The sequence below is a fragment of the Variovorax sp. BGA-UO-ETr-C22 genome (genome assembly GCF_059567965.1).
This window is the reverse complement of the sequence record NZ_JCAQPA010000011.1, coordinates 874,537-887,724: the sequence shown is the minus strand read 5'-3', so window position 1 is coordinate 887,724 and position 13,188 is coordinate 874,537. Positions and strand designations below refer to the sequence as shown.

The following is a 13,188-nucleotide window of genomic DNA, read 5'->3' as shown; positions in this document are numbered from 1 at the left end:
TGTGGTCATTCCCGGTGGTACGGATGGCCCGCGTTGACCGACCACGCCCGGTAGAGCTGCTCGACCAGCAGCACGCGCGCCATGGCATGCGGCAGGGTCAGGTCGGACAGGCGGATGCGTTCATGCGCCGCGGCCTTGAAGGCCGGGTCGAGCCCGTCGGGGCCGCCGATGACCAGCGCCACGTCGTCGCCCTCGCCCTGCCAGGTCTGCAGCCGTGCGGCCAGCGCCTTGGTGGTGAGTGCGGTGCCGCGCTCGTCGAGCACGACGATGCGCATGCCGCGGGCGATGGCACCCTCGATGCGCTCTCGCTCGGCGGCATACAGCGTTTCGAGTGTCTTGGAGCCGCGCGGCTCGGTCTTGACGGCGCGCAGCTCGAGCTTGAGTTCGGGCGGGAAGCGCTTGGCGTAGTCGTCCCAGGCAGTCTGTGCCCAGTCGGGCATGCGCTGCCCGACGGCGACCACCAGCAGCTTCATGCGCGGCGGGCTGGCGCCTTCTTGGCCGGCGCCTTCTTCGCAGCGGTCTTCTTGGCGGCCGGCTTGCCGACGACCTTCACCGGCACGCGTGCGGTGCCCGTGGCTGACTTCTTCGCAGGCGCCTTCTTGGCGGCAGTCTTGCCCGCGGTCTTCGATGCGGCCTTCTTCGCCGGGGCCTTGGCGGCCTTGGCTTCCTGCTCGGCCGCGCGGATCGCGGTCTTGGCGGCGCTCGAACGGCGCAGGCTCGGCGTCTTGGCGGCGGCCGTCTTCTTCTCTTCGGCGCCCTTGACGACGGACGAGGCGGTGGCCAGCGCGGGCTTGGTGGCGCCGAGCTTGGCGCGCACCGGCTTGTCGCCCCAGATCTCTTCGAGGTGGTAGTACTGGCGGATGGCGGGCTGCATGATGTGCGCCACGGCCGCGCCGCAGTCCACGATGATCCACTCGCCGTTTTCCTCGCCCTCGGTGCGCGGCTTGGCAAAGCCGGCTTCACGCACGGCGTCGCGCACGCTCGAAGCGAGTGCCTTGGTCTGGCGGTTGGAGGTGCCCGACGCCACGATCACGCGCTCGAACAGCGGCGAGAGGTGCTCCGTGTCGAATACCTGGATGTCCTGCGCCTTGACGTCTTCGAGACCATCGATGATGGCTCGCTGGAGTTTTTGGATGTCTTTTTTGGCGGCGGCTTCAGTGGTCATCAGGCAGAGCGGTAGAGGTGGTGTTGGTCAATATAGCGTGCAACCGTGGGCGGAACCAGCGAGGAAATGTCCACACCCGACGCCACACGCCGCCGGATATCGGTGGCGCTGGTGTCCATGGCGGCAGGCAGTTCAAGCGCCTCGAAACGCGCGCCAGCCGGGAGGCCGGGCAGCTGTTTCGGATCAAAACGAGTGACGTCACCCGTCGATAGTGCGCGATACGCTACAGAAACGATAGCAATGCCGAGTATATCCTGCCAGCCGTGCCAGGTCGGCAAGGCCGCCGCCTGGTCCGCGCCCATCACCAGCACGAGCTGTGCGCCGGGCTGCTCTTTCTGCAATTCATGCAGCGTGTCGAGCGTGTAGGTCGGGCCGTCGCGCAACACCTCGCGGCTGTCGATGACGACCTTGCCTTGCAGGTTGCCGAAGGCCAGTTGCGCCATCGCGAGGCGGTCTTCCTTCGGCGTGAGCGTGCGGCTCTTGTGCCAGGCCTGCCCCGTGGGAATGACGTGCAACTCCGTCAGGTCGAGCTGCGCCAATGCGGCTTCGGCCAGGGCGACGTGCGCGTTGTGCGGCGGGTCGAAGGCCCCGCCGAAGACGCCGATGCGCAAAGCGGAACCGGTGGGGCTCACACCCAGTCCCGGCGCACGATGAAGTCGCTGTACAGCGCGGCTTCGGGGCTGCCCGCTGCGGGCTGTTGCCGGTAGGCCCAGCTCGCGAGCGGCGGCATCGACAACAGGATCGATTCGGTGCGCCCACCCGACTGCAGGCCGAAGTGCGTGCCGCGGTCCCACACGAGGTTGAACTCGACATAGCGCCCGCGCCGGTACAGCTGGAATTCGCGTTCGCGCTCGCCGTACGGCATGCCGCGGCGGCGTTCGACGATCGGCAGGTAGGCTTGCAGGAAGGCATCGCCGACCGAACGGATGAGCGCAAAGCCGTTCTCGATGCCGCCCTCGGCGAAGTCGTCGAAGAAGATGCCGCCGATACCGCGCTGCTCGTTGCGGTGCTTGAGGAAGAAGTACTCGTCGCACCAGGTCTTGAAGCGCGGGTACTTGTCGGCGCCGAAGGGTACGAGCGCATCGCGGCACACGGTGTGGAAGTGCACCGCGTCTTCTTCGAAGCCATAGCACGGCGTGAGGTCCATGCCGCCGCCGAACCAGCACACGGGTTCGCCGCCGCCCGCAGGCTGCGCGGCCAGCATGCGCACGTTCATGTGGACGATCGGCACGTAGGGGTTGCGCGGGTGGAACACCAGCGACACGCCCATGGCCTCGAACGGTGCGCCCGAAAGCTCGGGGCGGTTCTGCGTGGCTGAGGGCGGCAGCTTGGCGCCGCGCACCTGCGAGAAGCCGACACCGGCGCGCTCGAACAGCGCGCCGCCTTCGAGGATGCAGGTCAGGCCGCTGCCCTGCAGCGGCTCGCCGGGCTCTTTCTGCCAGGCGTCGCGCACCGCGCTGCCGCCGTCCGCCGCCTCGACCGCCGAGATGATCGATTGCTGCAGTCCGCGCAGGTAGTCGCCGACCGCCTTCGGCTGGGTGGCTGGCATCAGGCGTGGGGCGTGTTGCGCGCGTTGACGGCGCGGTAGCCGATGTCCTTGCGGTACTGCGCACCGTCGAACTGCACGCGCGCCGCGACCTCGTAGGCCCGCTGCTGCGCCTGCTTGACGCTGTCGGCCAGCACGGTCACGCAGAGGACGCGGCCGCCGCTGGTCTTGAGCTCGCCGTTCTCGAGCGTGGTGCCCGCGTGGAACACGACGGCATCGGGCGCCTCGGCCGGGATGCCGCTGATGCGGTCGCCCTTGCGCGGCGACAGCGGGTAGCCGTGCGCGGCCATCACCACGCCCAGCGCCACGCGCCGGTCCCACTGCAGCTCGACCTGGTCGAGCGTGCCGTCGGTGGCGTGCCAGAACACCTCGAACAGGTCGGACTTCAGGCGCATCATGATCGGCTGCGTCTCGGGGTCGCCCATGCGGCAGTTGAATTCGAGCGTCTTGGGCTGGCCGGCCGCGTCGATCATGAGACCGGCATAGAGGAAGCCGGTGAACGGAATGCCGTCCTTTTCCATGCCGCGGATGGTCGGCAGGATGATCTCGCGCATGGCGCGCGCATGCACCTCGGCCGTGACCACCGGTGCGGGCGAGTACGCGCCCATGCCGCCGGTATTCGGGCCTTCGTCGCCATCGAGCAGGCGCTTGTGGTCCTGGCTGGTGGCCAGCGCGGCGACGTTCTTGCCGTCGCACATCACGATGAAGCTGGCTTCTTCGCCTTGCAGAAATTCTTCGATGACGACGCGTGCGCCGCCTTCGTTGTGCGACACGCCGAACTTGTTGTCGACCAGCATGAAGTCGACGGCCTCATGGGCTTCCTGCGCCGTCATGGCAACCACCACGCCCTTGCCGGCGGCCAGGCCATCGGCCTTGACGACGATCGGCGCGCCCTTGGCGTCGATGTACGCATGAGCGGCAGCGGCGTCGGCGAAGGCCTCGTATTCGGCCGTCGGGATCTTGTGGCGCTTCATGAAGGCCTTCGAGAAGGCCTTGGAGCTTTCGAGCTGCGCAGCCGCCTGCGTCGGGCCGAAGATGCGCAGGCCGTGCGCGCGGAACTCGTCCACCACGCCGGCCGCCAGTGGCCCCTCGGGGCCGACCACGGTCAGCGCGATTTTCTCGGCCATCGCCCACTCGCGCAGCGCGGCGGGTTCGGTGATGTCGATGCAGTCGTAGCGTTCGTCGCTCACAGTGCCGCCGTTGCCGGGCGCCACGTAGACGCGGCTGACCCGGTTGCCCTGCGCCAGCCGCCACGCCAATGCGTGCTCGCGGCCCCCTCCTCCAATCACCAGTACCTTCATTCGCGGGCTTTCGTTTGTCGCTGTGGATCCATCATTCATTCGTTCAGTCGGACAGTGCGGCGTTGTGATAAACGTCCTGCACGTCGTCCAGGTCCTCGAGCACGTCGAGGAGCTTCTGCATCCTGGCGGCGTCTTCGCCGGTCACGTCCACGGTGTTCTCGGCGCGCATCGTGATCTCGGCGGCGTCGGGCTTCAGGCCCGCGGCTTCGAGCGCGTTCTTCACGGCCTCGAAGTCGCCGATGGCGGTGAGCACCTCGATGGCGCCGTCGTCGTCGGTGATCACGTCCTCGGCGCCGGCTTCGAGGGCCACTTCCATGACCTTGTCCTCGCTGGTGCCGGGCGCGAAGATGATCTGGCCGCAGTGCTTGAACTGGAAGGCCACCGAGCCTTCGGTGCCCATGTTGCCGCCGTGCTTGGAGAAGGCGTGGCGCACTTCGGCCACGGTACGCACGCGGTTGTCGGTCATGGTGTCGACGATGATCGCCGCGCCGCCGATGCCGTACCCTTCGTAACGAATTTCTTCGTAATTGACGCCTTCGAGGTTGCCCGTGGCCTTGTCGATGTTGCGCTTGACGGTGTCGATGGGCAGGTTGACCGCCTTGGCCTTTTCGACCGCCAGCCGCAGCCGGGGGTTGGCGCTGAGGTCTGCGCCGCCGGCGCGTGCCGCCACCGTGATTTCACGGATGGCGCGGGTCCAGAGCTTGCCCCGTTTCTCATCCTGGCGGCCCTTGCGGTGCTGAATATTTGCCCACTTGCTATGTCCGGCCATGGCTTTCTCTCTCGCTGTCGTGTGTTTTCAAAGCAAGTGTGGAGTTTACTGTCCGGCGCACACAACGCTCCCCCGGCGCCCGGGATTTCGGCCCGGACCTTTTGGTGATAATTGTTCGATGACGCCATCGCCCATTGCCGGTACGGGAAATCCCGACGCCCTGCCGCCGCACGCCCCGCTGCCGCTGTACTACAACACCGAAGCGGAGCACCAGGCGTTCCTGCGGCGCATCTTCGACAGCACGGCCGCGGACTACGACCGCATCGAAGCCGTGCTGGCCTTCGGCACCGGCCCCTCGTACCGGCGCGATGCACTGAAGCAGGCCGGACTCACGGCGGGCGCCCAGGTGCTCGACGTGGGCATCGGCACCGGGCTCGTCGCCCGCGAAGCCCTGAAGCTCATCGGCTCCACCGGCAAGCTCACCGGCGTCGACCCCAGCGTGGGCATGATGGGCCAGGTCCGGCTGCCCGGCGTCGAGCTCATTCAAGGCGTGGCCGAGGCCCTGCCCCGGCCCGACGCCAGCTGCGATTTCGTGAGCATGGGTTACGCCATGCGCCACATCAGCGACGTGGCCGCCGCCTTTTCCGAATTCCATCGCGTGTTGCGCCCCGGCGGGCGCGTGGTGGTGCTCGAGATCACCAAGCCCGAAGGCCGCATCGCCACCGCGCTGCTCAAGGGCTACATGCGCGCCGTGGTGCCGCTGATCGCCCGCGTGGTCGGCCGCCGCAGCGACACCTCGGAGCTGTGGCGCTATTACTGGGACACCATCGAGGCCTGCATCCCGCCCGAGCGCGTCATGCAGGCACTGGGCGCCGCCGGCTTCAGCGACGTGCGCCGGCATGCGAGCCTCGGGGTCTTCTCGGCCTATACCGGCCGCAAACCCGAATCCACCGCCGACGAGGTTCGCTGAACGTGCGCCCCCAGGACGACCGCCTTCATTCCCCCCTGCGCGTGGAGCGCCTCTCGCTGCCGGACAGCCTCGCGCTGGCCACGCACAGCCATGCGCCCTTCGCCGCGCTCGGCTACGGCACGCCGCACGGTGTCGCCTGGATGCCCACGGTCAACGCGCGCGTGCTGTCGCCGCAAGGCGCGATGGCCGATGTGTGGCACGTGGGGCATGCGGGTGACGGCACCCAGGTCCGGTCGGGCACCACCGGCATCGCGCGCTGGCGCACCGATGGGCACTGGCTGCTCGGCGCCATCGACCTCGATGAAGCTGTCGAAGGCCAGGGCCTAACCGAACTCGCGCAGCGCGCCTACCGCGACCTGTTCCGCACGCTCGAGCAGGCCGGCACGCCGCACCTGCAGCGCATCTGGAACTACCTGCCGCGCATCAACGCGGATGGCGGCGGGCTGGAGCGCTACCGTCAGTTCAACCTCGGCCGGCAGGAAGCCTTCTTCGAGGCCGGCCGCGCCGCCTTCGAAGGTGCCCCGGCCGCCTGCGCGCTGGGCATCCGCCAGGGCGCGTTGTCGATCCGTTTTCTCGCGGGACGTGCCGCACCACTGCCGGTCGAGAACCCGCGGCAGGTGTCGGCCTACCGCTATCCCGAAACCTACGGCCCGCGCTCGCCGACCTTCTCGCGCGCCGCGCTCGCGGACATCGGCGACGGCCAGGTCGCGCTCTTCATTTCGGGCACAGCGAGCATCGTCGGGCACGAGACGGTGCACCACGGCGACGTGCGTGAGCAGGCCCGCGAAACGCTGCGCAACCTCGAGGCCGTGATCGCCTCCGCCCATGCGCAGACCACGGCGCGCTTCTCGCTCGATGCGCTCGACTGCGTGGTGTACGTGCGGCATCCGTCGGACACCGACGCCGTTCGCGAGGTGATCGAAGCCGCGCTCGGCGCCCAGTCGCCGATGGCTCGCCATGCGGTGTACCTGGAAGCCGACATCTGCCGCAGCGATCTGCTGGTCGAGATCGAGGCCCATACGGTCGCCGCCGGCAGGCTGCAGGCCGCCTGAGCGGCCCGCCGTTCGCCTGCTCGACCGACACCACCCATGAACGTGCTGCGTCTTCTCACGTCGATCCCGCTCGCGCTGATGCTCTATGCGCTGCTGCTGTTCCTCGGCCTGATCTCGCTGGTCTGGAACTTCGTCGCCATGCTGCTGTACCCGGTGATGCCGGCTGCGCCGGCGCGCGCGCTGGGCCGCATGACCATCGCCTTTGCCTACCGGATGTTCTGGTGGCTCGCCTCGGTCACCGGCATGATGCGCATCGACGCCTCGTGCCTGGACCCGATGCGCAACGAACCCGGCGTGATCTTCGTGGCCAACCACCCGACCATGCTCGATGCGCTGCTGCTGGTGGCGCGGCTGCCGCGCAGCGCCTGCATCATGAAGGCCGAGCTGATGGGCAACATCTTCCTCGGCGCCGGGGCCCGGCTGGCGCGCTACATCAGCAACAAGTCGGCCCGCACGATGGTGCGCCTGGCGGTCAACGACCTGCGCCAGGGCGGCCAGCTCGTGATCTTTCCCGAAGGCACGCGCACGGTGACGCCGCCGCTGAACCCCTTCCGCCCCGGCACCACGCTGATCGCCAAGCTGGCGCAGGCGCCGATCCAGACCGTGTTCATCGACACCGACTCGCCCTACCTCGGCAAGGGCTGGCCGCTGTGGCGCGTGCCGCCGCTGCCCATCGTCTTCACGCTGCGGCTGGGCAAGCGCTTTGCGCCGACGCAGGACAGCGATGCGTTGCAGGTCGAGCTGGAGCACTATTTCCGTCAACACATGGAGCAGCGCGCCACCGACGCGTCCCCCGAATGCCAGCAGACGCCTCGCGCACCCACCTTGTCCTGATCCCCAGCTACAACACGGGCGAGCGCCTGTTCTCGACGGTCGCGGCCGCGCGGGCCCAATGGAACCCGGTGTGGGTGGTGATCGACGGCAGCGACGACGGCACGGGCGAGCGGCTGCAGCAGATGGCGGCCAGCGATCCGGGGCTGCGCGTGTGGGTGCTGCCGCAGAACCAGGGCAAGGGCTCGGCGGTGCTGCACGGCTTGCGGGCCGCGAAGGACGCCGGCTTCACGCACGCGCTCACGATGGATTCCGACGGGCAGCATCCGGCGGACCTGATCCCCTCTTTCATGAACGCCTCGCTGGCGCGGCCCGAGACGATGGTGCTGGGCCGGCCGGTGTTCGACGCCAGCGCGCCGCTGCTGCGGGTGCGTGGGCGGCGAGTGTCCAACGGCTGGACGCAGCTCGAGACGCTGTTCGCGGGGGTTGGAGATTCGCTCTACGGTTTTCGCGTGTACCCGGTGGTCGACCTGATCGCTGTGATGGCGCGGCAACCGTGGATGCGACGCTTCGACTTCGATACCGAGGCGGTCGTGCGGCTGGCCTGGCGCGGGGTCAAGCCGGTGAACATCGATGCGCCTGTGAAATACCTGACGGCTGAAGAAGGCGGGGTGTCGCACTTTCGCTATGGGCGGGACAACGTCCTGCTGACTTGGATGCACACGCGGTTGATGGTGGAGTTTGTTTTGCGGCTGCCTGGGTTGCTCTTTCGCAAGCTGCGGGGGGCGCCGCCGTTTCAGGCTTAGGCCTCTTTTGAGGGGCGCCCGGCAAGCGGTACGGCGCGGTCGGCCCCACTGCGCCGGCCGCTTCGCGGCTGCCCTGCGGTGCTCGCGTTTCGCGGGGTCTCGCAGAACTCGCTTCGCTCAAACAGCTGCGAGCCCTGATCCGCGAAACGCTGCGCTCCTCGGCGGCACAGAGGGGCCGCCCACACCGCACCGCCTGCCGGGCACCTGCTGTGGTGTGAGAGCTCTTCCTCTCTTCCTACTCGACGATGGCCGCGCCGCCCAACGCCTTGTACAGCGTCATCGTGGCGTTGAGCTGGTTCAACCGGTTCTGCGCCACCGACACCTCCGCGGCGCGTCGCTTGTCCTTGGCGTCGAGCACCGGCTGCAGCGCGGTGGCACCGGCGCGGTAACGCACTTCCGACAAGGCCTCGGCGCGTTGCGCCTGTTGCAGCGCCAGGGCCAGCTTCACGCTTTCGTCTTGCAACTGCGTTCGTGACGACAGCGTGTTCTCGACCTCGGACAGCGCGGTGTACAGCGACTGGCGGAAACCGACGACCGCTTCTTCATACTGCGTCTGCGACACGGCGACGGTCAGCCGCGCGGTGTTCCATTGCAGGAAGGGCAACACCAGACCGGCGCCCAGCGTGGCGATCGGGTTCTTCAGCACCTCGCCCAGGGCATTGCTCCCCGCGCCCAGCGAACCCGTGAGGCTCAGCACCGGATAGAAGCTGGTGCGCGTGGCATCGACGTTCGCCAGCGCGGACCGCAGGCGCTGCTCCGCGGCGCGCAGGTCGGGCCGGCGGCCCAGCAGGTTGGCGGGCAGTCCGGCATCGATCACGGGCAAGGCGGTGTCAGGCAGCTGCGACGGTTCTTCCCTGGGGGTGTCGGGCGGCATGTCGAACAGGATGGCCAGCGCGTTGCGCGCCTCGACACGCTGCTGCAGCAGCTGCGTGTGGGCCGCCTCCTGACTCGCGAGGTTCTGGCCGGCCTGCGCGACGTCGAGCCCGGACACGGCGCCTGCCGCGTACTTGGCGCGCACCAGCGCCTGGATGCGCCGTGCATCGGCCATGCCGGCTTCGCTCAGCGCGATGCGGTGGTTCAGGTAGCCGGTCTGCCAATACAGCCCGGCCGTGGTGCCCACCAGCGCCAGCGCCGTGGCCTCGCGGTCGGACTGGGTGGCCTGCAGCTCCCAGTCGGCGACGCTGCGCTGCGCCGACAGGCGACCCCACAGGTCGACTTCGTAGCTCAGGCTCAGCAAGGAGCTCGCGCTCGATGCGGCCACGCCGCCGCGCTTCAGGTCGAAGCTGCGTTGGGTGCCCAGTTGCCCCGTCACGCCCGGCGTGAGGTTGGTGTTCGCCAGGCCGGCCTGCAGCTGCGCCCGCTGCACGCGGATGCCGGCGGCGGCGAGGTTGTTGTTGGTGCGCAGGGCGCTGTCGATCAGGGTGTCGAGCCGCGCATCGTGGAAGGCGGTCCACCAGCGGGCCTGCGGCACGGCTGCTGCGTTCTGCGGCAGGGGCTGTTGCTGCTGCCAGGCCTGCGGCACGCCGAGCGGCCGCTGTTCGCGCCGCTCCGGTTGGAACAGCGTGCAGCCGCTAAGCGCCAGCGCGATAGCGAGCGTCCCCAGGGTCAGGCGCGCGCTACTCACGGGCCAGTGCCTCGATGGGGTCGAGCCGCGCGGCGTTGCGCGCCGGCAGGTACCCGAACAGCACGCCGATGAGCGACGCGCACAAAAAGGCCGACACCACGGCCCCGAGCGAAAAGATCATTTGCCATTGCTTCACGAACAGCGAGAACACAAAGCTGATGCCGTACGACAGCATCACGCCGATGAAACCGCCGACCAGGCACACGAGCACGGCCTCGGTCAGGAACTGCTGCAGCACGTCGCTCTGGCGCGCGCCCACGGCCATGCGGATGCCGATCTCGCGGGTGCGCTCGGTCACCGACACCAGCATGATGTTCATCACGCCGATGCCGCCCACCACGAGCGAGATCACCGCGATCAGCGACAGCAGCAGCGTGAGCGACTGGCTCGTGCGCTCGGCCGTCTTCACGATGCTGTCCATGTTGAAGGTGAAGAAGTCCTTGCCGCCGTGGCGCAGCGTGAGCAGCCGCACGATGCTCTCTTCGGCCGCCTTGGTGGGCTGGTCGTCGCGGATGCGCACGGTGATGCTGTCGAAGTGCTGCTGGCCGAAGAGGCGGCTCGCGCCGGTGCTGTAGGGCAGCCAGATGTTGAGCGACTTGTTCTCGCCGAACATGCTCTTCTTTTCCTGCGCCACGCCGATCACGGTGCATGGCAGGCTGCCCACCAGGATGATCTTGCCGACCGGATCGGTGCCGTCGGGAAAGAGCTTGCGCCGCGTGTTCTGGTCGATCACCACCACCTGCGACTGGTGCCGCACGTCGTTGGCGTCGAAGTCCGTGCCGCTGGCCATCTGGATGTCGCGCACGCTGAAGAAGTTGTCGCTGACGCCGTTCACGTTGCCGTTGACGTCCGCGCTGCGGTAGCGCAGGCGCAGGCTGCGCATGGTGGTGGGCGTGACGCTGTGCACGTAGGGCTGCGCGGCAATCGCCTGCAGGTCGGCCGGCAACAGCGTGCGGATGCTCGCGGCCTTGTCGTCCCCGAAGTCGTGGCCCGGGTAGATGTCGAGGGTATTGGTGCCGATGGCCTTGATGTCGGCCAGCACGAAGCGCTTGGCGCCCTCCCCGATGGCCACGATCGACACCACCGAGGTGATGCCGATGATGATGCCCAGCATGGTCAGCGCCGTGCGCATGCGGTGCGCCATCATCGAGCGCCAGGCCATGCGGAAGGCTTCGGAGAAACGCGCCCAGCCGGTGCTGAAGCGCGCGATGCCCAGCGTGGGGCGGGTCATCGCGGGCGGCGTGGGGGCGTCGTCGCCGACCGTCTGCGCGGGCGCAGCCACGGTCGGCACGTTCGGCCGGTCGCCCACGATCGCGCCGTCGGCGATCTCGATGATGCGTTCGGTGCAGCGTGCCACCTGCATGTCGTGCGTCACGATGATGATCGTGTGCCCCTGCGCATGCAGCTCGCGCAGGATGCCGATGACCTCCTGGCCGCTCTTGCTGTCGAGCGCGCCGGTGGGCTCGTCGGCCAGGATGACCTGCCCGCCGTTCATGAGCGCGCGCGCGATGCTCACGCGCTGCTGCTGGCCGCCCGAGAGCTGGCTCGGCCGGTGCTCGGTGCGGTCTTCCAGGCCCAGGCGCGCGAGCAGTTGCCGCGCCCGCGCGTCGCGCGCCGAGCCCTCGGTGCCGGCATACACGGCGGGCACCTCGACGTTGCCGGTGGCCGTAAGGTGCTGCATGAGGTGGTAGCGCTGGAAGATGAAGCCGAAGTGCTCGCGCCGCAGCGCGGCGAGCGCGTCGCTGTCGAGCGTGCCGATGTCCTGGCCCGACACGGTGTAGGTGCCGGTGCTCGGCCGGTCGAGGCAGCCGAGGATGTTCATGAGCGTCGACTTGCCCGAGCCCGAGGCGCCGACGATGGCCAGCATTTCGCCGTGGCTGACGTCCAGGTCGACGTCCTTCAGCACCTGGACCTCCTGCTCGCCCGAGGGAAAGCTGCGGCCGATGCCGCGCAGGGTCAGTAGCGGCTGCGTCACTGGCGCGGCCTCCGGCTGCCGCTGTCATTGCCGTCGGTTTTCTCCAGCGCCGAGGCGTCGCCGGTGATGACGCTGTCGCCCTCCTTCAGGCCTTCGAGCACCTGGGCCTGGAAGTTGTTGCTGATGCCCACGCGCACCTGCCGCTTTTCCACGCGCTGGTCGGGCAGGAGCACGCGCACTTCGTGGCGGCCATCCTTGTCGCGCGTGCCGAGCGCGGTGAGCGGCACGGTCAGCGCCTGCTTGGCCTCGCCCAGCAGGATGGCGACCTGCGCCGTCATGTCGACGCGCAGCGTGCGCTCGGGGTTGGGCACGTCGAACAGCGCGTTGAAGAAGACGGCGTTGTTGATCTTCTCGGGCGAAGGCTGCACCGCGCGCAGCGTGCCGTGGTAGCGCGTGTCGGGGTCGCCCAGGATGGTGAAGTACACCGGCTGGCCCGCCTTCACGCGCACCACGTCGGCCTCGGACACCTGGGCCTTCACGGTCATGGTCGACAGGTCGGCCAGCTTCATGAGCGTGGGCACCTGGAACGAGGCCACCACGGTCTGGCCTTCGAGCGTGCTGATGGACACCACGTCGCCGTCGATGGGCGCGACGATGCGCGTGTACGACAGGTTGGTCTGCGCCGAGGCCAGGGCCAGCTTCTGCTGGCGGATCTGCGCGTCGAGCGAGACGGCGTCAGCGCGCAGCGCGCGCAGCTCGGTGTCGGCGCCTTCCAGGTCCTGGCGCGCGGCAGCGTCCTGTGCCAGCATCTCGCGCTGTCGCGCCCAGGTGAGCTCGGCCTGCTTCACGCGCACTTCCTTGGCGAGCTTCTGGGCCTGCAGGTTCTCCAACTTGGCCTGCTCCTGCGCGAGCGTGTTCTGCGAGATGACGGGGTCGATCTCGGCCAGCCAGTCGCCCTTCTTCACCGTCTGGCCGAGCACCACCTTCAGCGACTTGAGCTGGCCCGACACCTGCGCGCCCACTTCGACCTGCTTGAGGGCCTGCAGCACGCCGGTGGCGAGCACCGCGTTCTCCAGGTCGCTGCGCTGCACGGTGGCGGTCAGGTAGTCGCTTTTCTTCGGCGGGCTCAGCCAGAAGACGGCCGCGATGGCCAGCACGACGAGCAAGGCCAGGCCGACAAGGAGCTTGCGCGATCGTCGCGAAGGAGTGGTGGGCATGCAGTGAAGAAGTGGGATGAAACGGGCGGCGAGGCCCGGGAAGGGATGCGGTTCATCCTAGCCCCGGTTGCTGAAGGCCTGCTAAAGCATGCGTTTTGACGGGTTTTTTGCA

General features: G+C 68.5%; 13 protein-coding genes. 4 read left to right on the top strand and 9 right to left on the bottom strand.

The features are described from left to right. Positions 1-5 precede the first annotated feature (5 nt). From rlmH to AC57B8_RS24070, 6 genes are read right to left on the bottom strand one after another with little or no spacing between them, the layout of a single operon-like run. Positions 6-473: a 23S rRNA (pseudouridine(1915)-N(3))-methyltransferase RlmH gene (rlmH, locus tag AC57B8_RS24095; RefSeq protein WP_070060813.1), complete on the bottom strand. Its 468-nt coding sequence runs from the start codon at positions 471-473 to the stop codon at positions 6-8. Then, the gene (gene rsfS / locus AC57B8_RS24090; RefSeq protein ID WP_062470113.1) at positions 470-1,165 is read right to left on the bottom strand and encodes a ribosome silencing factor; all 696 of its coding nucleotides are present in this window, start codon (positions 1,163-1,165) and stop codon (positions 470-472) included. The genes rlmH and rsfS overlap by 4 nt, the downstream gene beginning before the upstream one ends. After that, complete coding sequence (gene nadD / locus AC57B8_RS24085) at positions 1,165-1,797, bottom strand: nicotinate (nicotinamide) nucleotide adenylyltransferase (RefSeq protein WP_062470111.1); 633 nt, start codon at positions 1,795-1,797, stop codon at positions 1,165-1,167. Before nadD ends, rsfS begins: the two co-directional genes overlap by 1 nt. Beyond that, positions 1,794-2,714, bottom strand: coding sequence for an oxygen-dependent coproporphyrinogen oxidase (gene hemF / locus AC57B8_RS24080; protein WP_496480959.1), 921 nt, complete (start codon positions 2,712-2,714; stop codon positions 1,794-1,796). Before hemF ends, nadD begins: the two co-directional genes overlap by 4 nt. Further along, complete coding sequence (purD, locus tag AC57B8_RS24075; protein WP_496480958.1) at positions 2,714-4,012, bottom strand: phosphoribosylamine--glycine ligase; 1,299 nt, start codon at positions 4,010-4,012, stop codon at positions 2,714-2,716. Before purD ends, hemF begins: the two co-directional genes overlap by 1 nt. A 43-nt stretch (positions 4,013-4,055) precedes the next feature. Next, positions 4,056-4,781 (bottom strand): YebC/PmpR family DNA-binding transcriptional regulator, encoded by a 726-nt coding sequence (locus tag AC57B8_RS24070; RefSeq protein WP_056580425.1) that lies wholly within the window; start codon positions 4,779-4,781, stop codon positions 4,056-4,058. Positions 4,782-4,899: 118 nt separating this feature from the next. Here AC57B8_RS24070 and AC57B8_RS24065 point away from each other — a divergent pair, with 118 nt between their 5' ends. The 4 genes from AC57B8_RS24065 to AC57B8_RS24050 are packed head-to-tail and all read left to right on the top strand — an operon-like array spanning position 4,900 to position 8,320. After that, complete coding sequence (locus tag AC57B8_RS24065) at positions 4,900-5,691, top strand: class I SAM-dependent methyltransferase (RefSeq protein ID WP_062470103.1); 792 nt, start codon at positions 4,900-4,902, stop codon at positions 5,689-5,691. A gap of 2 nt (positions 5,692-5,693) precedes the next feature. After that, positions 5,694-6,743 (top strand): chorismate transformation FkbO/Hyg5 family protein, encoded by a 1,050-nt coding sequence (locus AC57B8_RS24060; RefSeq protein WP_492734657.1) that lies wholly within the window; start codon positions 5,694-5,696, stop codon positions 6,741-6,743. Positions 6,744-6,779: 36 nt separating this feature from the next. Further along, positions 6,780-7,577, top strand: a complete 798-nt coding sequence (locus AC57B8_RS24055; protein ID WP_070060819.1) for a lysophospholipid acyltransferase family protein — start codon at positions 6,780-6,782, stop codon at positions 7,575-7,577. Then, on the top strand, positions 7,541-8,320 hold the full coding sequence (locus tag AC57B8_RS24050) for a glycosyltransferase family 2 protein (protein ID WP_062470093.1): 780 nt from the start codon (positions 7,541-7,543) through the stop codon (positions 8,318-8,320). Before AC57B8_RS24055 ends, AC57B8_RS24050 begins: the two co-directional genes overlap by 37 nt. A 235-nt stretch (positions 8,321-8,555) precedes the next feature. Here the strand turns inward: AC57B8_RS24050 and AC57B8_RS24045 are convergent, their stop codons facing one another. The 3 genes from AC57B8_RS24045 to macA are packed head-to-tail and all read right to left on the bottom strand — an operon-like array spanning position 8,556 to position 13,076. Beyond that, positions 8,556-9,944: an efflux transporter outer membrane subunit gene (locus AC57B8_RS24045; RefSeq protein ID WP_496480957.1), complete on the bottom strand. Its 1,389-nt coding sequence runs from the start codon at positions 9,942-9,944 to the stop codon at positions 8,556-8,558. Further along, complete coding sequence (gene macB / locus AC57B8_RS24040; protein WP_496480956.1) at positions 9,937-11,919, bottom strand: macrolide ABC transporter ATP-binding protein/permease MacB; 1,983 nt, start codon at positions 11,917-11,919, stop codon at positions 9,937-9,939. Before macB ends, AC57B8_RS24045 begins: the two co-directional genes overlap by 8 nt. Further along, complete coding sequence (gene macA, locus AC57B8_RS24035; protein ID WP_496480955.1) at positions 11,916-13,076, bottom strand: macrolide transporter subunit MacA; 1,161 nt, start codon at positions 13,074-13,076, stop codon at positions 11,916-11,918. The genes macB and macA overlap by 4 nt, the downstream gene beginning before the upstream one ends. Positions 13,077-13,188 lie beyond the last annotated feature (112 nt).